This is a genomic window from Lentzea waywayandensis, from assembly GCF_900115955.1.
Lineage (GTDB): Bacteria > Actinomycetota > Actinomycetes > Mycobacteriales > Pseudonocardiaceae > Lentzea > Lentzea waywayandensis.
Genome location: NZ_FOYL01000011.1, coordinates 115,699 through 134,718, shown reverse-complemented (window position 1 = coordinate 134,718; position 19,020 = coordinate 115,699). Strand labels below are relative to the sequence as shown.

Genomic DNA, 19,020 nt, shown 5'->3' with positions numbered 1-19,020 from the left:
GTCCGGACACCGATACACCGCCGGGAGAGACATGCGCGCCGTCGAGATCAGACCTGGGGTCCGGATCCGCTGGGTGGAAGTGCCGGGCGCCTCGCCCGCACGCGTCTACCTGCACGGACTGGGCGCCTCGTCGGCTCCCTACTACGCCGAGGCCGTCGCGCACCCGCTGCTGGCCGGGCGCCGCAGCCTGATGATGGACCTGCTCGGGTTCGGCATCAGCGACCGCCCCAGCGGCTTCGCCTACTCACTGGAAGGCCACGCCGACGCCCTCGCCGTGGCACTGGCCAAGATCGGGCTGCGCCGCAACGAGATCATCGGCCACAGCATGGGCGGCGCCGTCGCCATCGTGCTCGCCGCGCGCCACCCCGAGATGGTGCGCTCCCTCGTGCTCGTCGACCCCCACATCGACCCGCACACGCCCTCGCTCGGCGCACCCGGCAGCCGGGGCATCGCCGCCTACGGGGAAGCGGACTTCCTGAGCCACGGCTTCGACCGCGTGCTGCGCGACGTCGGCCCGCACTGGGCCGCCACCATGCGCATGGCCGGCCGCGAAGCCCTCTACCGCAGCGCCGTCGACCTCGTCCGCGGCACCTCGCCCACCATGCGCAAGTTGTTGCTGGAACTGGAGATCCCGCGCGTCTTCCTGCACCCCGAGGACGCACCGCCCAGTGGCGGCCGCGAGCTCGCCGCGTCCGGTGTCCAGCTCGTCTCCGTGCCGAACACCGGCCACAACATCATGATCGACAACGTCGAGGGGTTCGCCCGCGCCGTCGCCCAGCAGCGGCTGTCGGTCTAGCCCAGCTCACGGGCGATCGCGCCGCTGAGCAGTTCCCGCGCGCGATCCAGGGTCAGCGAGCCGCTGTGCCAGCGCTCGCTCAGGCCCTCGACCAGTGCGGTCAGCCGTTCGGCGGCCGCCGCCGCGTCGAGGCCGGGATCCGCCTGGCGCAGCAGGGCTTCCACGTCGGAGTTCCACGCCTCGGTGGCCGTGCGCAACGTCGCGCGCAGCTCCTCGTGGAACGCCGCACTGGCCCGCAGCTCACCCCACGCGACGCTCGTCTCCCGCACGTGCGCGTCGTCCTGCAGCTCGTCCAGGAGCATCTGCTCGACCTGCCTGCGCGGATCACCGGACTCCGTGCCGCCGGTGTAGGACCGCGCCCGGTCGTTCACGTGCTCCAGCGCCGCCCGCAGGATCCCGGCGCGGTCCTTGAAGTGGTAGTAGATCAACGCCGTGGACACCCCGGCCTCGGCCGCGAGCTTCTCGACGCGCAACCCGCGCACGCCGTCCTGCGCGATCACCCGCACCGCGGCCTCGAGCATCCCGGTCCTGCGCTCCGACAAGACGATGTCCTTCCTAACGGGGTTCCTGCTGCGTGGTGCAGTGGATGCCACCACCGCCCGACGCGATTCCGTCGATGTTGATCTGCACCACCGTACGTCCGGGGAACAGCCGCTCCAGCGTCGCCTTCGCCGCGGCGTCCGCCCGCCGGTCACCGAACTCCGGCCCGACCACCGCGCCGTTGCACACGTAGAAGTTGACGTACCCGGCCGCGAAGTCCTCGTCGCGCACCCGGACCGTCTCCGGCCCCTCCAGCACCTCGACCCGCAACGGCCTGCCCGCGGCGTCGGTCGCGGCGCGCAGGATCTCCAGGTGCCGCCGAGTCACGTCGTAGTCGAACGACTCGGGGTCGTTGTCCAGCCCTGCCACCACCACACCGGGACCGGCGAAGCGCGCGTAGAAGTCCGTGTGGCCGTCGGTGATGTCCCGCCCGGCGATGCCCGGCAGCCAGATCACCTTCCTGATCCCGAGCAGGTGCGCCAGCTCCTGCTCGACGTCGGACTTCGTCCAGCCCCGGTTGCGGTTGCCGTTGAGCACGCAGCTCTCGGTGATGATCGCCGTGCCCTCACCGTCGACCTCCAGCGCGCCGCCCTCCAGCACCAGATCCGTACGCACCCGCTGCGCACCGGCCTGACCTGCGACGAACCCCGCGACCTTCGCGTCGCGGCGGTGCTCCTGCTTGCCGCCCCAGCCGTTGAAGTTGAAGTCGACCGCGCCACCGCCGCGCACGAACACCGGTCCGGTGTCGCGCATCCACAGGTCGTCCAGCTCCGAGGTCACCAGCTCGACGCCCGGCAGCAGTGACCGGGCGAGGTCGAGGTCCTCGGCGCGCACCAGCATCGACACCGGTTCGAACCGGGCGATCGTCGTCGCGATCGTGGCCTGGTCACGACGTACCTGGGGCAGCAGGTCCCGGCCCCAGATCCGCTCACTGGCCGCGAACGCCATCCACGTCCGCCGGTGCGGCTGCCCCTCCTCGGGCATCACCCACGACTTCTCGCCCGTGCCGGCACCGCTGGTCTCGCTCGCGCAGCCGGCGAGCAGACCGCTGATGGCCGCTGCCGCCGACTGCACGAAGTTGCGCCTGTTCATACCCCCACGGTATCCCTGACTGAAATTTCAGTCAAACCGTTCGGCCTGGTCAGCTCCGTGTCGAGATCAGCAGCGGCGGCTCGAATAGGCGCTCCATCCATCCTCGCCGAGCGAGACGACGCCGAGCGCACGCGTGCAGCTGGCGATCGTGGCGGTGGCCTTGGACCACACCTCGCGCTGGTCGACCCGGCCGATCACCTTGCCGTGGTTCGTGCCGTCGTCGGTCGTGACCGCGGCGGTGACGTGGAAGAGGTCGTACTTCGCGGCCCAGTCGGCCCACACGAAGACATAGCCCCAGTTCGTGCCGCAGCCCGCGAACTGCTTGACCGACGCGGCGGTCTGCCCGCCCATCTTCACGTACGCGGTCGACCCGATCTGCTGGGCCGACGCACACCCCGGCGGCGTCTCGGCGTGCGCGACTCCGGGCGCGAGCAGGCCCGCCACGGCGGCGGCGATGATCGGCAGTGCCTTCTTCATGACCGGCACCCTCACAGCGGGCGCTGACACCGCCCTGACAGTCAGCGGCGCCGGGCGGGCTCCGCCGTCCAGTGCGCGGGCCTCGTCAGCGCGTCCGGCAGCTTTGTTCGAGCGTTGCCGCGCGCGGCGTTGACCTGCGGCTGGGTCAGGAACAGGCACGTGCTCAGGTCCGCACCCGAAAGCTCCGCGCCCCGCAGGTCGGCGCCGATCATGTCCGCCCGCGACAGGTCGGAGTTCGTCAGATCCGCGCCGATCAAGTACGCGCCGCGGAAGTCCGCGCTGCTCAGGTTCTTGTTGCGCAGCCGCGCGCCGATCAGGTCCGCGCCCCGGTACGACTTCGCGCTGGAGCGCAGCCGTTCGCTGGTGCGCAGCAGCAGGACGTTCACCTTCGCCCGGATCTCGGCCACGTCGAGCGCCAGGACGTCGTCCGGTGCGGCAACGGTGTGCCGTTCGACCTCGGCGAACGCGGCGGCCAGGTCGTCGTGCGGGTCGAGGCGGCCGGCCTCGGCGAGGTACCAGAGCAGTTCGTGCAGCTGCCTGACCACGGGGAACACCGCGAACATCTTCTGCCGTTCCGCGATGCGCCAGTCGACGCCGGCGAACACCGTCTGCGACACCCGCTGACCCGCGCCGAAGCAGTCGTAGACCGTGCAGCCGGAATAGCCCTTGGGCCGCAACTGGTCGTGGATGCCGCACCGGTGATCGGCCAGCAGGTTGCGGCACGGCGTGCCCGCGTCCTTGGTGGCCGCGAAGTCCGCCGACTTCGCGAACGGCAGCGCGACGCAGCACAACCCGAAGCAGTTGGCGCAGTCGCCTTTCAGTTCTTCCATCGCCGGGTCAGCCTACTGGGTCACCGTTGAGCAGCCGGACCTCCGCGGTGACGGCCACCGCGTCCGCCGGGCGCGTGCCCCGGTCGCGGTAGCGGAACAACAGCCGCCGGATCGACGCGCCGATCTCCGCCATCTCCTGCGGCGTCACGTGGATGAGCGCGCTGAACGACTCCTCCGGCGCAGGCTCGTCCTCGGTCTCCCACCGCAGCTGCCACGGCCGCGCCTTGCCGCCCTGGTGCGGCGCCTCCTCGATCAACCCCAGCTCGGCGAGCCGGCGCAGGTGAAACGAGCACAACCCCGAGCTCTGCCCGAGCCGCGCGGCGGCCTGGGTGGAGGTCAGCGTGCCGTGCTCGGCCAGCAGGTCCAGCAACGCGATGCGCACGGGATGGTCCGGAAGCGGCCGTCGAGACATGAGCAGCACCCTACCGATAAATTTGCAAAGACTGCTACTTTGCAAAGCATGTCCGAGATCCACCGAGGCGCACCGCGCCGCATCACCGTCGTCGGCGAAGAGATCCTGACCCGCCGCTGCCGCGAGGCCACCGAGTTCGGCACGCCGGAGCTCACCAGGCTGATCGAGGACATGTTCGCCACCAACCACGTCGCCGAGGGCGCCGCCATCGCCGCGAACCAGGTCGGCGTCGACCTGCAGCTGTTCGTGTGGGACATGCGCGACGAGTGGGGCACCCGCCACACCGGCCACATCCTCAACCCCGTGCTGGACGACCTCCCCGCCGACCAGCGCACGTTGCTCGAAGAACCCGAAGGCTGCCTGTCCGTGCCGGGCCCGTACCGCGTGGTCGCCCGCCCCGACCGTGCCGTCGTGCGCGGCCAGGACCAGCACGGCAACCCGATCGTCGTCGAAGGCAGGGGCTACTTCGCCCGCTGCCTGCAACACGAGACCGACCACCTGCACGGCAGGCTCTACCTGGACCGCCTCACCCAGCGCGAACGCAAGTCCGCACTCCGCGAGATGGCCGCCTCTCACGACGAGGTATTCGCCCGCCGCGCCGCCCGAAGCTCCTCCGCCGCCTCGTCCAGCTGACGCTCCGCGCGTTCGGCACGCGTCAACGTCTGAGCGCGCGCGTCCTCCACCACGGCGAGCGTCTGCCGCACCGCCGCCACCTGCTCCGCGCTCTCCTGCCTGACCTGCGCGAACCGCGTCTCGAACTCCGCGCGTGACCGTTCCAGCTCCGTGCGGGCGTCCGCTGCGGCCTGCTCGGCCCGCTCCGCCCGCACCACCGCCTGGTCACGAGCCTTGGCAGCCCGGCTCACCGTCTCCGCGGCCTCGACACGCGCCTTCTCCACCTGCGCCGCCGCGTCGCTGCGCACCTGCTCGGCTTCCCTCACCTCGGCCTTGGCGCGCTCGGCCACCGCCTGTGCCTCCGCGCGAGCCTGCTCGATCTCGGCCTTCGCTTCGGCACGGGCTCGCGCGATGTCAGCCTGAGCTTCGGCGCGCGCCTGTTCGATCTCCTTGGCCGCCTGCCGCCGAGCCTGCTCGGCGTGCTTCACCGCATCGGCCTTGACCTGCTCCGCCTCGCCCCGGATCTCCTCGATCAGCGCCGCCGCCTGCACCCGGACCTCGGCGACCTCGGCCTCGGCCCGCTCACCGGCAGCCCGCGCGGCCTCACGAGCCTCATCCCGTTCCGTCACCGCCGTGTCCACGGCGTCGTCGGCTTCCTCCGCCGCCCGCACCGCCTGCTCGGTGGTCTCCTCGGCCGCCTTGCGTGCCTGCTCGGCGTCGTGCCGGCGACGTTCGGCGGAGGCCAGTTCGGACTGCGCCTCCGCGACCCGCCGCGCGGCCTCGGCCTCGGCGGCCTGGATCTGACTCTCGGCGACGCTGGGGTCCGCCATGGCGTTCAGCTCGCCGACGGCCCGTCCGAGGGTCTGCGTCATCTGCTCCGACAGCACCCGGAACCGGTCGAGAAGCTCTTCAGCTCTGATCTTGGCGGTACCGGAGACCCTGGGGAGATTCGTCACGGTGACGACCTCCAGGTTTTGCTCGGGGGTTTCCGCCAGCCGCTGCCGTTCCCGCCACGCCCTCCAGCGCGTGTGCTCGGGCAGGTCGCAGTACTCCGAGGGCCTGCCAGGCCCTCCACCTCGAAAAACGGGGCGTTCACAGCCGGGGAAGTTACAGCTCGTCTCCACGGCGATATCGTAGCAGAATTACGTGTGCAATAACGTTAACCAACGCAACGCTACACAATCAGGCGGGAAAGTCTGGCCGCCGATAAGTGAACATTATCGGCGGCCAGATCTGAGGCGAAGAGCTTGCCGGGGCGAGGACCTCCGCCTCTGGGGCCGCGCCGACGCCGCTCTGCACAGTCGAGGTGGAGCAGCCGAAAAAGTGGGAGGGGTCCTCTGATGAGCGCACTGCGGATCGTGATCTCGACATTCGGTGTGCTCGTAGGCCTGGCGGGCATCGAACACGGGGTCGGGGAGATCCTTCAAGGCTCGGTCAGGCCAGGAGGACTGGTCATCGAGTCATGGCCAGATTCGGCGGCACTGGAGATCCTCGGCGGCGAGCCCGCCCTGACGGTCATCCCGAACCTGCTGGCCACGGGGATCTTCGCCGTCGTCGTCGCGGTCGCGGTCCTGGTCTGGTCAGTCGCGTTCGCCGGGCGGCGGCACGGCGGTCTGGTGCTGATCCTGCTCTCGGTGCTCCTGCTCCTGGTAGGCGGAGGATTCGGCCCGCCGCTGATCGGGATCGTCATCGGCGTCGGTGCGACGAGAATCGGGGTTCTTCCTCGCCGCGGACCGGGACGTGTCGCCCAGGCAGCGGGGCGAGCCTGGCCGTGGCTACTGGGAACCGCGGTGCTCGGATACCTGTCCCTGCTCCCCGGCACCGTCCTCCTCAGCCGGTTTCTGGGAGTGGACGACCCCAGGCTGGTTCTGGGGCTTTCCGTCTTCTCCTTCGCGGGACTGTTCCTGGCACTGGGTGCCGCCTCGGCGGAGGACCACGTCCGCGCCGCTACAGCGGTGGAGACGCGCGGACCTGCTCACCGACAGTCCGGAGGGTGGCGAGAACCAGGGCTCGGGCGACGGTGACGACCTCACTCACGAGAACCTGCTCCTGGGGACCATGGGCCAGCCGGACGTCGCCAGGGCCATACTGCAAAGTGGGCACCCCCGCCCCCGCGTACAACCGCAGATCGCTGCCGTACGGAGCCCCCTTCTCAGCAGGGCGTGAACTCCCGGTGACGTCGGCGTGCGCGGCACCGACCAGGCCGGCGAGTGGATGCCCCACCGGCAACCGGCCGCTGGCGAACTGTCCACCGGGCCACGTCACCACGGCGGGATGCGCCCGCAACCACGGGTCGTCAGCACACGCCTCGGCCACGCACGTCTCGAGTTCGGCGCGGGCCTGGGCGGGGTCCTCCCCCAGCGCCACGCCCAGCCGTCCCTCGGCCACCAGCAGGTCCGGCACGCTGCTCGCCCAGTCGCCTGCCTGCACCGTGCCGACCGACAGCGGGTACGGGATCGGATACGCCGACATGAGCGGGTCGGCGTCCACGTTGCGGCGGGCCTCCAGCCGGGCGAGCGCGGCGTGGATCGGCAAGTAGGCGTCGATCGCGCTGACCCCGGCGTACCGGGTGCTGCCGTGCGTGGCCTGGCCGGGTACCTCGATGCGGAACGTGAGCGCGCCGCCGTTGGCGACCATCAGCGCGCCGCCGGTCGGTTCGGTGATGACGCACGCGTCGCCAGTGTGACCGCGCTGGAGCGTTCCGAACGCACCGAGACCGCCGTCTTCCTCGCTGACCACGAAGTGCACGGCGACCTGACCGCGCAGCCGAGTCGCCCGGATCGCGGACATCGCGGCGAGGATCGCCACCACGCCCGCTTTCATGTCGCACGCGCCGCGACCGTGCACGACGTCGCCCACCACCCGCGGGCGGAACGGATCTCCCTCCCACTGGGCCAGGTCGCCGGGCGGGACGACGTCGACGTGCCCCTGCAGGATCAGCGTCGGACCGTCGTTCTTCCTGGTGCCGCCGACCAGGCCCCACGCCTCCGTGCGCGGTGCTTCGCCGCCGGGGAAGTCCTCGTGGGCGCGGAGCTCCGCCAGGTTCATCGACCACAGGTCGACGTCCAGGTCCAGCCGTTCCAGGTGCCCGGCCAGCACGTGCTGCAACTCGGACTCGGCGGCACTGCCCGTCACGCTCGGCACCGCGAGAAGGTCCAGCAGGAGGCTGCCGATCGCCGCCTCGTCCACCGCCGCCAGTGCGGCCGCCTCGACATCGTTGATGGTCACAAGCCGGAGGTTAGGGTCGCTCACCTGCGCAAACAATCGCCAGAAGCGGCGTTCACCGATACATCCTTTGCAAAGAACAGGGCCCTGTGGCAATTCTTTGCGCATGGACGACATCGACGAAGCGATCATCCGGTGCGTGCTCCGCGACGCCCGCGCCACGTACGCCGAGATCGGCAAGGAAGCGGGCCTGTCGCCGTCCGCGGCGAAGAGACGTCTCGACCGCCTCGTGGCCACGGGTGCGATCCGCGGCTTCAGCGCGTTGGTGGATCCGCAGGCGATGGCCTGGCACACCGAGGCGTTCGTGGAGATCTACTGCAAGGGCAACCCGACTCCGGCCGAACTGACCAAGGCACTCAACGACATTCCCGAGGTCATCGAGGCGTGCACCGTCTCCGGCGCGGCCGACGCGATGCTCTACATGCTCGCCAGGGACATCCCGCACCTGGAAAAGGCCATCCAGCGTGTGCGTTCGACCGCGCCCGTGGACCGCACCGAGAGCGCGATAGTGCTGTCACGACTGCTGACCCGGCCACGTCTGTAGCGACGTTCAGCTGCTCCGGCCCAGACGCAGGTTCGCCTCGTCCGCGGCCGCGGTCATCCTCGCCAGGAACGTCGCGACGGTGCGGAGTTCGGCCGGCGGTGTCGTGTGGAGGACGTTCGCGATCTCGGTACCGGCCAGGCCGAGGAACTGGCGGGCGCGCTCCCGGGCGTCCGGTGTGGGGCGGAGAGTTACGCGACGGCGGTCGGTGCTCTCCCGCGTGCGGTGGACATGACCTGCGGCTTCGAGCCGGTTCAGCAGGATGGTGGTCGCACCTGTCGTCATGCCGATCTGCCGGGACAGCTGCGCCGGGGAGAGCGGTGTGTCCGTCTCGGCCGCCCAGATGATCTGGCCCAGCGCGTTGGCGTCGGCTCCCGGCAGCCGCATCCAGGCGGCGAGGTGCTGGTTGAGCTCAGCGAAGTCGATCACCCAGTCGCGCAGGCGGTGCATCACCGCGATCTGCTCCGGCGTCCAGTCCGCGGTCAGCGGGTCGCTCTCTGTCATGCACACGCCTTAGCTCCAAAGTAGCTTTGTGGCAAAGCTACTGACAGGGGAGTTTCGGATGGCTGCACGACACGCGGTGATCTCCGGTGCGAGCATCGCGGGCCTCTCGGCCGCGTTCTGGCTGCGGCGCACGGGGTGGCAGGTGACCGTGCTGGAACGGGCCGAGGAGTTCCGCGACGGCGGCCAGAACGTCGACGTCCGCGGCGTCGGACGCGAGGTGCTCGCCCGGATGGGGCTGGCCGAGGCCGTGAAGGAGCAGAACACCACCGAGACGGGCACGGTCTTCGTCGACACGGACGGCCGTGTGCTCGCCGAACTGCCTTCGAACGGCCCGGACGGCGCCACCGCCGAGTTCGAGGTCCTGCGCGGCGACTTCGCCCGCACGATCCTGAAGCACCTGCCGGACGGAGTCGAGATCATCTACGGCGACACCATCACCGAGGTGGCCGAGGACGCCGACGCGGTCGCCGTCACCACGGCTTCAGGACGTGTCCTGAGCGCTGACCTGCTGGTCCTCGCCGAGGGAGTCCGCTCGGCCACCCGCGACCGGCTCTTCGGCGACTTGGTCGACCGCCGTGACCTCGGCATCTCCATGGTCTTCGGCACGATCCCGCGCACGGCTTCCGACGACAGCCGGTGGCGCTGGTTCACCACTACCGGAGGACGTCAGGTCCACCTGCGTCCCGACAACCACGGCACAACCCGCGCCATGCTCGCCCACGCCCGAGCCGCGGACGTCACCCGGCTCGATCGGGCGGACGCCCTGGCCGAGTTCCGCCGCCACTTCGCCGACGCGGGCTGGGAGGCCCGGCGCGTGCTCGACGGGTTCGACACCTCCGCCGACGTCTACGTCGACCACCTCACCCAGATCCGCATGCCCGTGTGGCACCGAGGCCGGGTGTGCCTCGCCGGCGACGCCGCCTGGTGCGTGACCCCGATGGGCGGAGGCGGCGCCTCGCTCGCGCTCGTGAGCGGATACGTCCTGGCAGCGTGCCTGTCCACCACGGGAAGCCGGTTCGAGGAAGGGCTCGCGGCCTACGAGAAGTGGATGCGGCCGCTCGTCGACGACGTCCAGACCCTCCCGCGCTGGATCGTGCCGGTCGCCTACCCCCGCACCCGGCTCGGGCTGGCCCTGCGCCGCCTGGCCGACAAGGCCATGACCTCGTCGCTGCTGTCTCCCCTGACGGCGAAGTTCACCCAGGTCGCCGACACGACCAGGGCTCTTCCGCCCATCGGGGCAGCGCACTCCTAGGGCTCGGTCGGACGCGTGTGATCACTATCGTCGAAGCGTGATCTTCCCACTGGAGCCCACGCCGATCCACGTGTCCGACGAGGTCCTCGACGACCTGCGCGCCCGCCTCGCGCTGACCCGTTCACCGCTGGACGAGGGCAACGAGGACTGGTCCTACGGCGTCCCGGCGAGCTACCTGCGCGAACTGGTCGACCACTGGCGCGACGGCTTCGACTGGCGCCAGGCAGAGGCCGCCATCAACGCCCACGAGCACTACGAGGTGACGGTCGCCGGCGTCCCGATCCACTTCATGCGCAAGCCCAGCCGCAGCCCGCGCCCGATCCCGCTGATCCTCACCCACGGCTGGCCGTGGACGTTCTGGCACTGGTCGAAGGTGGTCGAGCCGCTCGCCGACGACTTCGAGGTCATCGTGCCGTCGTTGCCGGGCTTCGGTTTCCCCGGCCCGCTCACCGGCTTCCCGGACGTCAACTTCTGGAAGGTCGCCGACCTCTGGCACATCCTGATGACCGAGACCCTCGGCCACCAGAAGTACGCGGCCGGCGGCTGCGACATCGGCGGGATCATCTCCAGCCAGCTCGGCCACAAGTACGCCGACTCGTTGCACGGCATCCACATCGGCTCAGGTCTGCCGCTCGACTTCTTCACCGGCGACCGCGCCTGGGACTTCGCCCGCAATCGCCCCCTGCCCGACGACCCGGCGGCCCGAGCTCGCACCATCGAACTGGACCACCGCTGGGCACCCCACCTCACCGTGCACATGCTCGACGGCGCCACCCTCGCCCACGGCCTGAGCGACTCGCCGGCGGGTCTGCTCGCCTGGCTGCTGGAACGCTGGAACTCGTGGAGCGACAACGGCGGCGACGTCGAGTCGGTCTTCACCAAGGACGACCTGCTTACCCACGCCACGATCTTCTGGGCGAACAACTCGATCGCCACGTCGATGCGCTACTACGCCAACGCCAACCGCTACCCGTGGACGCCGTCCCACGACCGCATGCCAGTCGTGCAGGCCCCGACCGGCCTCACGTTCGTCACCTACGAGAACCCGCCCGGCATCCACACCGCCGCCGAGCGCGTGCAGGCGTTCAAGTCCGGACCGTTGGCCTCCTACTTCAACCACGTCAACGTGAACGCCCACGAGCGCGGCGGCCACTTCATCCCGTGGGAGAACCCGGACGCGTGGGTGAGCGACCTGCGCCGCACGTTCAGCGCGCTACGGGGAAGTTGAAGTAGGTGTCGGGGAACGGCTCGTCATTGAGCGTGAAGTGCCACCACTCCTCGGCCAGGTTGCGGAACCCGGCTCGCACCATCGCCGACTTCAGCAGTTGCCGGTTCTCCCGCGCCTGCCCGGTCACGCGCGGGTCGTCGGTGTGCGAGAGCGTGTCGAAGCAGTCGTAGCCGGTGGCCATGTCGACGGTGTTGTCGGGGAACCGGTTGGGCGCCGCGCAGTCCACCAGCCGCTCGCCCGGCACGTACGGGCGCTGGTGGCGCGGGGGCAGCTTCACGATGGTCAGGTCGAGCGTCGACCCGCGGCTGTGGCCGGACTTCTCGGCGATGTAGCCGTCCTCGAACAGCCGCGTCTTGTCGACCCGAGGGTAGAACTCGGGCTTCATCCGCTGGTCGGCGAGGTCGCGGGCCCACCGCACGAAGTGGTCGACGGCGCGTTGCGGGCGGTAGCAGTCGTAGACCTTGAGCGTGTAGCCCTGTTTGAGCATCTCGCGCTGCACGGTGCGCAGGGCTTTCGCGGCCTGTTTCGTGAGGATGCACAGGGGCGCGCGGTAGCCGTCGATGCGGGTGCCGACGAAGTTGTGCGCGGTGTAGTAGCGGATGTCGTGCTGGACGGTCGGGTCGACGTCGCGCAGGACGACGAACCCGCTGGTGGCGTGGGCGGGCGTCGCGACGGAGATGGTCAGCAGCAGGGAGAGCAGCAGGGCTCGCATGGAGTTCATCCAAGCAGTGTGCTGACGACAGCTGAAGTGTCGAGACCGGCCAGCGGAACCTTCTGCAGGGCCTCGGCGAGGCGGGTTCGGTGGTGCAGGCGGACGTCGGTGGGAGGTAGCCGGGTGACGTGCCGGGTGTAGGCCTCGACCAGCGCCGCGGCGGGCGGGTAGTGCCACAGGTCGGAGCCCATCCCTTCGCACCAGGTCAGGATGCCCAGCAGCCGCCCGGTGTGGTCGACGACCTCCTCGTCGGCGTCGTCCGCGCTGATGGCCAGGAGCAGGTGTGAGGCGGTGGCGACCTGGGCCGCGAAGTAGGCGTTGAGGAAATCGCCGTCGCAGGCGCGGCGAAGCAACCACTCACGAGCGCCACCGCTCGTGCACAGCGCCTCGACGACGTAGACCCGGCCCCAGCCGGAGACCCGGTCGCCCAGCCAGGCCAACGCCTCGCTGCCGCCCTGGCGGCGAGCCAGAGCGGCAGCGGCCAGTGGGCCGAAGTGGTTCGAGAGCAGCCCGATCGTCTGGATCAGCGGGATGTCTCGTTCGTCGTGGTCGGCCGCGAGCAGGGCCAGTCCGACAGCGACGGCACGCCTGTTGTCGCTGTGCCGCACGAGCCATCGGCCGGTTCGCCGTGCCTGCGATCGGTCGGCGCGCAGTGCCGCGGCGGCGATGTGGTCGTTGTGGTGAATCGGGACGTGCAGGTCTGCCAGCGTGCCGGCGAGCCGCGCGGGCGAGGCGTTGGTCGAGAAGTGCTCGTCCAGCACCGAGGCGACGTCCACACCGATCTTGCGCTGGTCGCGGTTTCGCCTGCGGATCTGTTGGGTGGTGGCCCGGTAGAAATCCTCGTCCGGGAACGGGTACCCGTCTCTGGGCAGAGGCCCGTCGGGGAACTCACGGTGCAGTGCGAGCGCGTGCTCGTACAGGGATCCGCTCATGCGCGGACGCGGGACTCGATTCTGTCGATCATGGCGGTGAGGCTAGACCGACGGCCACGCCCGAAGCAACGAATCAAGCGCGTCCAGCGCGCGCAGCCACGACGCCTCGACCCCACGCGGATGGCTGTGAAAAGCCCCGGAGCGTTCCAGCGACACGTACCCGTGGAACGTGCTGTGCAGCAGCCGGACGGCGTCGGTCTGGTCGGGTTCCCACAGGTCATAGCCCCGCAGGAGCGCGCGGGTCATCTCGGCGTGCTTGCCGGCCGCGCTGTCGGCGGCGGTGTCCGGGTCGAGCGCCATCTGCGTCGCCGAGTAGCGACCAGGGTGCTCGCGGGCATAGGTGCGGTAGGCGTTGGCGAACGCGACCAGGGCGTCCTTGCCCGAACGGCCCGCGATCGCCTCGGCGACCTGGTCGGCGAGTTCTGCCAGGGCCAGGACGGCCAGGCGGACGCGCAGGTCCTGGGCGTTGCGGATGTGCGAGTAGAGCGAGGCGTCCTTCACGCCGAAGTGGCGGGCCAGGGCGGACACCGTCACGTTCTCGAAGCCGACCTCGTCCGCCAGGTCCGCCGCCGCCTGCGTGAGGCGGTCGGCCGTGAGCCCCGCACGTGCCATCCGTCACCCTTCCTAGGGTCCTTAATGATTTGCCTAGGACCTCTAGGTAAGCCTAGCGTCCCTGGTCATGAAGCCGCTGACCGAACCCGACATCCGCGCGTCCTTCGTCAATTCCACCAAGGGCGAGGCGAAGCGCATGCACGTACCCAGGGATCTGGGCGAGCGGCCGTGGGACGACCTGGACTTTCTCGGCTGGACCGACCCGGCCGCGCCCGACCGCTCGTATCTGGTGATCGAGCTGGACGGACGGCTGATCGGCATCGCGCTGCGGAGGGCGCAGCAGGCCGGGCGGGCGCGCAAGACGATGTGCTCGTGGTGCCTGACCACGCATTCCGGTGACGGCGTGTCGCTGATGTCCGCGCGCAAGGCCGGCAAGTCCGGGCAACTGGGCAACACGGTCGGCGTCTACGTGTGCGCCGACCTGCGGTGTTCGCTGTACCTGCGCGGGAAGAAGAGTGCGGGGCCCGGCTCGCGGTTCAAGGAGTCGCTCACGGTCGACGAGCAGGTCGAGCGGATGGTGTCCGGGGTCCGCGCGTTCCTCGATCGAGTGAACTCGTAGGTGTCAGAGTTCGAGGACGAGCTCCGCACTGCAGGCGCGGGCGCAGGGCCACGGGTCGCCGCATTCGGTGCAGCCGGTCGTGGCGGGCAGGTGCGTGTCGAGCACCTGAACCGCCCTCGTGCGGTAGCGCTCCAGGTCGGAGTCCCAGTTGTGGCGGGAGCCCGCGGTCGCACTCGTCATGGTCATCAGTCCTCGGGTTGAGCTGGTGGACACAGCATGCACCTGTGACGGCGCTCACGGGCGGCAATTTCGCGAAACACGACGATCGGATTCGAACGACGAATCTGGGCGGGGTCGAGGAGCATCATGTCCACATGGACATATCGGCGTCGCTGGCCGCGGCCGCGCGTGGTGACCAGACGGCGTGGGACGCCCTGGTCAGGCAGTTCAGCGGCCTGCTCTGGTCGATCGCCCGCGCCTACCGCCTCAACGACGCCGACGCGGCGGACGCGGTGCAGTGCACGTGGATCAAGCTGGTCGAACACCTCGACCGCATCGACGAGCCCGAACGACTCGCCGGGTGGCTCTCGACGACAGCACGGCACGAGTGCCTGCAGTTGCTGCGGCGCGCCGGGCGGCTGCCCGAACCCGCCGAGGAGATCGCCGACTCCCCCGACCCCGCGCCGGAGGTCGACCACGACCTGCTCACCGGCGAACGCGACGCCGCGCTGTGGCAGGTCTTCGAGCAACTGCCCGACCGCTGCCGGCGCCTGCTGCGGGTGCTGATGGCTTCGCCGCCACCCGCTTACACCGAGGTCGCGCTCGCGCTGGACATGCCGGTCGGCAGCATCGGGCCGATCCGCCAGCGGTGTCTCGGGCGACTGAAAGTGCTGGTCACGGGCAACGAGCTGCTGGAGGGCCGGTCATGAACGACGACGACTTCCTCGACGTCCTGCGCGCCGCCGCCGACAAGTTCGATCCGGTGCCCGCGGGCGTGCTGCGCGACGCGAGCGCCGCTCTGGCGTTGCGGTCGCTGGACGCCGAACTCGCCGCGCTGGTCGAGTCCGAGGTACTGGTGCGCGGCGACGGGCCGTTGTCGCTCGCGTTCGAGTCCGACCGGGTCACGGTCAGCCTGGAGATCATCGACGACGTGGTGCGCGGGTTCGTCACCGGCGCCGAGGGCGAGGCGGTGGTGGAGACGCCCCGGTCACGCCGTGCGGTGCCGATCACCGACGGCTGGTTCATGGTGACCGAGGTGCCACCGGGCCTGGTCCGGATCCGGGTGACGGCGCTCGACGGCACCCCGGTCGTCACGCAGTGGGCTCGCGGCTGACCTGTATTTCCGCACGGCGCGCTCCCTCTTCCCAGATACGGAAAGAGGGGGAAGACGCCCATGACCTGCTTCATCCTGCCCGCGCACCTGCAGATCGAACTCGCGGAAGCCGGCAACGTCGACATCCGCGACGCCATCAGAACCCTGCTCGCCTCCGCCACGCTGCGCGCCCAGCGCGCCACGCTCACCGAGGCCGTGCAGTTCCTCGACCTCAACGCCGCCCAGTTGCGCGGCCCGGCCGGCGAGTTCAAGGCCGTGCACGACGTCCAGGGCGGTGACGAACGAACCCTGCCCGGCGTCCTGCGCCGCAAGGAGGGCGACGGTGTCATCAACGACGCCGCCGTCGACGACGCGTTCGACAACGCCGACCGGACCTACGACTTCTACCGCGACGTCCTGGGCCGCCACAGCGTCGACGGCAACGGCCTCAAGCTCGTCTCGTCCGTCCACTTCGGACGGGACTTCGACAACGCCTTCTGGGACGGCACCCAGATGGTCTACGGCGACGGCAGCGGCAAGGTCTTCCAGCCCGGCGCCCTCGCCCGCGACATCACCGTCGTGGGGCACGAGATCACGCACGGCGTCGTCCAGTACACGGCCGGCCTGCGTTACCGGAAGCAGTCCGGCGCCCTCAACGAGTCGATGGCCGACGTCTTCGGCTCCCTGGTCAAGCAGCATGCACTGGGACACTCCGCGGACCAGGCTGACTGGCTCATCGGCGCGGGCATCCTCGGCACCCAGCTCCAGGGCGTCGCACTGCGGTCGATGAAGGACCCCGGCCGCGCCCACCAGCTCGACCGGCAGCCCGCGCACATGCGCTCCTACGTCGACCTGCCCGACGACGGCAACCCGCGCAACGACAACGGCGGCGTGCACATCAACTCCGGCATCCCCAACAAGGCGTTCCACCTCACGGCGACCCGGCTCGGCGGCAACGCCTGGGACCGCGCGGGCAAGGTCTGGTACGACGCGCTCGCCACGAAACTCCGCGTGAACTCCGACTTCGCCGAGGCGGCCGCGGCGACCGTTGCCTCGGCTCAGACGCTGTTCGGCAGCGACGTCGCGAACGTCGTCCGGGCGTCCTGGAACGACGTCGGCGTCAGCTAGCTGTACTGCCCATCCAACCGTCGCCGTCGAAGCCGCTGTCGCCACCGGCGCTGCTGCCACCGCTGTGCGGCGACTCCGGGAAACCGAAGATCGCGCCACCCACGGCGGTCAGCCCCGCGAAACCGTAGATCAGCCCGATCAGCAGGCGGACGAAGATGTTGGTGAGGGGCTCGCCCGCGCCGTTCACGGCGACCAGGTCGCCTGTCACGGTCAGCACGGCGAAGACCATGACGCCGACCCCGAGCGGGAACGCCACCACACGCCCGCCAGTGCCCCGATGCGCCGAGGCTGCCGGGCGGGAGGTGTCGCCAGTGCGGGTGGCGCCGGTGGTTCCGGCGAGGTGATCACATGAGTGCCGTCAGGTCCGGCGACCGAGTTGGCCACCGCCTGTGCCCGCACGCTCTCCGCCCGTTGTGCGGAGGAGTCGAAACGGGCGCCGCCGAACGCGGAGAGGTCGATCCTCCGGGTGCGCACGTCAGGATCGGGAAAGGGGACGGTAGGGCGAGCGCGGGTCGGCGGGCAGCAGCGCATCCGTGAGGCTGGCGCCGCGCAGGTCTGCGGAGGCGAGAGTGGCCTCGCGGAGATCGGCCCGTACGAGGCTGGCGCCGACCAGGCTGGCGTTGGACAGCATGCAGGAGGTGGGCACCGCGCCGGTGAGGTCGGCTCCATCCAGCACCGCCCGGTCGAACGTGCCACCGTCGACGTTGACGCCGGACAGATCGGCGCTGGTGAGGTCGGCGTCGGCGACGTTGGTCACGGCGAACTGCCCACGCCTGAGATCAAGCCCTGACATGTTGGCGCCGCGGAGATCGGCTCCCTCGAGGTCCGGTGCGCCGCACCGCGTCACGCGTCGGCGAGTTCTGCGTGGACCGTGTCGTGGGTGACCGGCCGGCCGCAGTGGTGGCAGACCAGGTCGACCTGGACCGGCTCGCCGCAGGAGTGCCGGCGCACGAGCGCGGGGCTGTCCACCGCCCACCTGTCGCCCCACTGGGACAGGGCGAGCATGACCGGGAAGAGTTCCCGGCCGGCCTCGGTGAGGTGGTACTCGTGGCGAGGCGGGTGCTCGCTGTAGAGCCGGCGTTCGATCACTCCGGCGGCCTCCAGCTTGCGCAGCCGGTCGGCGAGGATGTCACGGGACGCGCCTGTGTAGCCGGCGATGCGGGCGAAGCGGCGCACGCCGTAGCCGATCTCCCGGAGAGCCAGCAGCGACCACCGCTCCCCGAGGACGTCCAGAGCGGCCGCGAGTGAGCAGGGACGGACCCCCAGGGGCAGGTCGGCCATGCGGACGCCTGGCCGCAGTTCGGGATCGGTCATCGTCCCACCCTAGTTCAGTGTGTTGTGTTTTCCAACTTACTCCCCTACTGTGACGCAAGTCGGTTGGAAAACACAACACACTGCCACGAGGTGCGGATGACCACGTCCACGAGCGCCGGGTCCGGGATCGACATCCCTGGCACGAAGAGCCACTTCATCGACGCGGACCAGGGGCACGGCAGGCTGCGCTATCTCACCGGTGGCAACGGCGCGCCTCTGGTCCTGCTGCACACCGTGCGCACCCAGGCCGAGCACTTCCGCCACCTCATCCCGCTGGTCCAGCAGCGGTACACCGTGTACGCGCTCGACCTGCCGGGAATGGGCCACTCGGAGATCGTGCCCGGCGCGGCCTACGACGAAACCGCCATGCGCGCCGCCGTCACCCGGCTCGTCACGCAGCTCGACCTGCGCGACGTGACGCTGCTCGGTGAGTCGATGGGGGCCGTGCTCGCCCTGACCACGGCGGCTGACCTCCCCGACCGCGTCCGGCGCGTAGTGGCGGTCAACGCCTACGACTACGCCGGTGGCATCGCCAGGTCCAGCCTGCTGGCCCGGCTCATCATCACCGGCGTCATCTCACCGGGGGCCGGTCCGCTGCTCGCCCGGCTGGAACCCAAACCCGTCATGCGCGCCATCCTGACCGGCGGTCTCGTCGACCCTGCCGCACTGCGCGAGGACTACCTGGACGAACTCCTCAGCGTCGGCCGCTACCCCGGCTACTCGACCGTCGCCCGCGCCGTCTACCGCAACCTGCCCGGCCTCATCGCGGCCCGTGCCCGCTATCCCGAGGTCACCGCCCCGATCCACCTCGTCTACGGGGAACAGGACTGGTCACGAACGTCGGACCGGCAGGCCAACCGGCAACTGCTGCCCGGCGCCGAGTTCACCCAGGTTCCGGACGCAGGCCACTTCATCTCCCTGGAACGCCCCGACGTGCCGGCCCGCCTGCTGGACTCGGTCGCATGACCGGTCCCAAGCTCCCTGCGAAACTGGCCGCGCACC

The 19,020-nt window shown here is 70.2% G+C and carries 27 protein-coding genes and 1 pseudogene; 11 read left to right on the top strand and 17 right to left on the bottom strand.

All coding sequences use genetic code 11. The features are described from left to right. Positions 1 to 31: 31 nt before the first annotated feature. A complete protein-coding gene (locus BM417_RS34155) occupies positions 32 to 796 on the top strand; it encodes an alpha/beta fold hydrolase (RefSeq protein WP_093603068.1) in 765 nt (254 codons plus the stop codon). Here the strand turns inward: BM417_RS34155 and BM417_RS34150 are convergent. From BM417_RS34150 to BM417_RS34130, 5 genes are all read right to left on the bottom strand, one after another. Then, entirely contained in the window at positions 793 to 1,338 is a 546-nt protein-coding gene (locus tag BM417_RS34150) for a TetR/AcrR family transcriptional regulator (protein ID WP_093603066.1), read from the bottom strand. The genes BM417_RS34155 and BM417_RS34150 overlap by 4 nt on opposite strands. A 13-nt stretch (positions 1,339 to 1,351) precedes the next feature. Beyond that, positions 1,352 to 2,428 carry an agmatine deiminase family protein gene (locus tag BM417_RS34145; RefSeq protein WP_093603064.1) on the bottom strand — a complete coding sequence of 359 codons (1,077 nt, stop codon included), beginning with the start codon at positions 2,426 to 2,428 and terminating at the stop codon, positions 1,352 to 1,354. Between the two features lie 66 nt (positions 2,429 to 2,494). Beyond that, on the bottom strand, positions 2,495 to 2,905 hold the full coding sequence (locus BM417_RS34140; protein ID WP_093603062.1) for a hypothetical protein: 411 nt from the start codon (positions 2,903 to 2,905) through the stop codon (positions 2,495 to 2,497). A 41-nt stretch (positions 2,906 to 2,946) separates the two neighbouring features. After that, positions 2,947 to 3,735: a pentapeptide repeat-containing protein gene (locus tag BM417_RS34135; RefSeq protein ID WP_093603060.1), complete on the bottom strand. Its 789-nt coding sequence runs from the start codon at positions 3,733 to 3,735 to the stop codon at positions 2,947 to 2,949. Positions 3,736 to 3,742: 7 nt separating this feature from the next. After that, positions 3,743 to 4,147 (bottom strand): winged helix-turn-helix domain-containing protein, encoded by a 405-nt coding sequence (locus BM417_RS34130; protein WP_093603399.1) that lies wholly within the window; start codon positions 4,145 to 4,147, stop codon positions 3,743 to 3,745. Positions 4,148 to 4,195: 48 nt separating this feature from the next. On the opposite strand from BM417_RS34130, the gene def reads away from it, so the two are divergent. Next, a complete protein-coding gene (gene def / locus BM417_RS34125) occupies positions 4,196 to 4,780 on the top strand; it encodes a peptide deformylase (protein ID WP_093603058.1) in 585 nt (194 codons plus the stop codon). Here the strand turns inward: def and BM417_RS34120 are convergent. Beyond that, complete coding sequence (locus tag BM417_RS34120) at positions 4,720 to 5,715, bottom strand: hypothetical protein (protein WP_218164650.1); 996 nt, start codon at positions 5,713 to 5,715, stop codon at positions 4,720 to 4,722. The genes def and BM417_RS34120 overlap by 61 nt on opposite strands. Positions 5,716 to 6,099: 384 nt before the next feature. Here BM417_RS34120 and BM417_RS34115 point away from each other — a divergent pair, with 384 nt between their 5' ends. Next, positions 6,100 to 6,783, top strand: a complete 684-nt coding sequence (locus BM417_RS34115) for a hypothetical protein (protein ID WP_177320743.1) — start codon at positions 6,100 to 6,102, stop codon at positions 6,781 to 6,783. Here the strand turns inward: BM417_RS34115 and BM417_RS34110 are convergent. After that, positions 6,707 to 7,987, bottom strand: a complete 1,281-nt coding sequence (locus tag BM417_RS34110) for an ArgE/DapE family deacylase (protein WP_245822343.1) — start codon at positions 7,985 to 7,987, stop codon at positions 6,707 to 6,709. The genes BM417_RS34115 and BM417_RS34110 overlap by 77 nt on opposite strands. 103 nt (positions 7,988 to 8,090) lie before the next feature. Between BM417_RS34110 and BM417_RS34105 the strand changes: the two genes are divergently transcribed. Further along, positions 8,091 to 8,528, top strand: coding sequence for an Lrp/AsnC family transcriptional regulator (locus tag BM417_RS34105; protein WP_093603052.1), 438 nt, complete (start codon positions 8,091 to 8,093; stop codon positions 8,526 to 8,528). Between the two features lie 6 nt (positions 8,529 to 8,534). On the opposite strand, the gene BM417_RS34100 is transcribed toward BM417_RS34105, so the two are convergent. Next, entirely contained in the window at positions 8,535 to 9,029 is a 495-nt protein-coding gene (locus tag BM417_RS34100) for a MarR family winged helix-turn-helix transcriptional regulator (RefSeq protein WP_093603050.1), read from the bottom strand. A gap of 58 nt (positions 9,030 to 9,087) precedes the next feature. On the opposite strand from BM417_RS34100, the gene BM417_RS34095 reads away from it, so the two are divergent. Both BM417_RS34095 and BM417_RS34090 read left to right on the top strand, forming a co-directional pair. Beyond that, positions 9,088 to 10,281, top strand: a complete 1,194-nt coding sequence (locus tag BM417_RS34095; RefSeq protein ID WP_093603048.1) for an FAD-dependent oxidoreductase — start codon at positions 9,088 to 9,090, stop codon at positions 10,279 to 10,281. Between the two features lie 37 nt (positions 10,282 to 10,318). Next, positions 10,319 to 11,509: an epoxide hydrolase family protein gene (locus BM417_RS34090; protein ID WP_093603046.1), complete on the top strand. Its 1,191-nt coding sequence runs from the start codon at positions 10,319 to 10,321 to the stop codon at positions 11,507 to 11,509. Here the strand turns inward: BM417_RS34090 and BM417_RS34085 are convergent. From BM417_RS34085 to BM417_RS34075, 3 genes are read right to left on the bottom strand one after another with little or no spacing between them, the layout of a single operon-like run. Next, complete coding sequence (locus tag BM417_RS34085; protein WP_093603044.1) at positions 11,487 to 12,230, bottom strand: M15 family metallopeptidase; 744 nt, start codon at positions 12,228 to 12,230, stop codon at positions 11,487 to 11,489. The two genes, BM417_RS34090 and BM417_RS34085, sit on opposite strands and share 23 nt — an antisense overlap. Next, positions 12,227 to 13,153 (bottom strand): hypothetical protein, encoded by a 927-nt coding sequence (locus BM417_RS34080; RefSeq protein ID WP_093603042.1) that lies wholly within the window; start codon positions 13,151 to 13,153, stop codon positions 12,227 to 12,229. Before BM417_RS34080 ends, BM417_RS34085 begins: the two co-directional genes overlap by 4 nt. 42 nt (positions 13,154 to 13,195) lie before the next feature. Next, positions 13,196 to 13,765 carry a TetR/AcrR family transcriptional regulator gene (locus tag BM417_RS34075; protein ID WP_093603040.1) on the bottom strand — a complete coding sequence of 190 codons (570 nt, stop codon included), beginning with the start codon at positions 13,763 to 13,765 and terminating at the stop codon, positions 13,196 to 13,198. A 67-nt stretch (positions 13,766 to 13,832) separates the two neighbouring features. Here BM417_RS34075 and BM417_RS34070 point away from each other — a divergent pair, with 67 nt between their 5' ends. After that, positions 13,833 to 14,324: an FBP domain-containing protein gene (locus BM417_RS34070; protein WP_093603038.1), complete on the top strand. Its 492-nt coding sequence runs from the start codon at positions 13,833 to 13,835 to the stop codon at positions 14,322 to 14,324. Between the two features lie 3 nt (positions 14,325 to 14,327). On the opposite strand, the gene BM417_RS48130 is transcribed toward BM417_RS34070, so the two are convergent. Next, positions 14,328 to 14,504 (bottom strand): hypothetical protein, encoded by a 177-nt coding sequence (locus tag BM417_RS48130; protein ID WP_177320742.1) that lies wholly within the window; start codon positions 14,502 to 14,504, stop codon positions 14,328 to 14,330. A gap of 134 nt (positions 14,505 to 14,638) precedes the next feature. On the opposite strand from BM417_RS48130, the gene BM417_RS34060 reads away from it, so the two are divergent. The 3 genes from BM417_RS34060 to BM417_RS34050 are packed head-to-tail and all read left to right on the top strand — an operon-like array spanning position 14,639 to position 16,704. After that, entirely contained in the window at positions 14,639 to 15,193 is a 555-nt protein-coding gene (locus BM417_RS34060) for an RNA polymerase sigma factor (RefSeq protein WP_093603034.1), read from the top strand. Further along, positions 15,190 to 15,597 carry a hypothetical protein gene (locus BM417_RS34055; protein ID WP_093603032.1) on the top strand — a complete coding sequence of 136 codons (408 nt, stop codon included), beginning with the start codon at positions 15,190 to 15,192 and terminating at the stop codon, positions 15,595 to 15,597. The genes BM417_RS34060 and BM417_RS34055 overlap by 4 nt, the downstream gene beginning before the upstream one ends. Before the next feature lie 60 nt (positions 15,598 to 15,657). Beyond that, complete coding sequence (locus BM417_RS34050; RefSeq protein WP_093603030.1) at positions 15,658 to 16,704, top strand: M4 family metallopeptidase; 1,047 nt, start codon at positions 15,658 to 15,660, stop codon at positions 16,702 to 16,704. Here the strand turns inward: BM417_RS34050 and BM417_RS34045 are convergent. The 5 genes and pseudogenes from BM417_RS34045 to BM417_RS34035 all read right to left on the bottom strand — a co-directional run bounded on the left by BM417_RS34045 (position 16,697) and on the right by BM417_RS34035 (position 18,018). Beyond that, positions 16,697 to 16,921: a hypothetical protein gene (locus BM417_RS34045; RefSeq protein ID WP_143138910.1), complete on the bottom strand. Its 225-nt coding sequence runs from the start codon at positions 16,919 to 16,921 to the stop codon at positions 16,697 to 16,699. The two genes, BM417_RS34050 and BM417_RS34045, sit on opposite strands and share 8 nt — an antisense overlap. Beyond that, entirely contained in the window at positions 16,915 to 17,178 is a 264-nt protein-coding gene (locus BM417_RS47175) for a hypothetical protein (RefSeq protein WP_143138909.1), read from the bottom strand. The genes BM417_RS34045 and BM417_RS47175 overlap by 7 nt, the downstream gene beginning before the upstream one ends. A gap of 1 nt (position 17,179) precedes the next feature. Then, on the bottom strand, positions 17,180 to 17,461 hold the full coding sequence (locus tag BM417_RS34040) for a pentapeptide repeat-containing protein (RefSeq protein WP_245822342.1): 282 nt from the start codon (positions 17,459 to 17,461) through the stop codon (positions 17,180 to 17,182). A 12-nt stretch (positions 17,462 to 17,473) separates the two neighbouring features. Next, positions 17,474 to 17,551: pseudogene (locus BM417_RS50380) on the bottom strand (pentapeptide repeat-containing protein); the annotation flags it as partial. After that, positions 17,548 to 18,018, bottom strand: a complete 471-nt coding sequence (locus tag BM417_RS34035; protein WP_245822341.1) for a winged helix-turn-helix transcriptional regulator — start codon at positions 18,016 to 18,018, stop codon at positions 17,548 to 17,550. The pseudogene BM417_RS50380 and the gene BM417_RS34035, both read right to left, overlap by 4 nt. A gap of 96 nt (positions 18,019 to 18,114) precedes the next feature. Between BM417_RS34035 and BM417_RS34030 the strand changes: the two genes are divergently transcribed. Then, complete coding sequence (locus tag BM417_RS34030; RefSeq protein WP_093603024.1) at positions 18,115 to 18,984, top strand: alpha/beta fold hydrolase; 870 nt, start codon at positions 18,115 to 18,117, stop codon at positions 18,982 to 18,984. Positions 18,985 to 19,020: the final 36 nt, after the last annotated feature.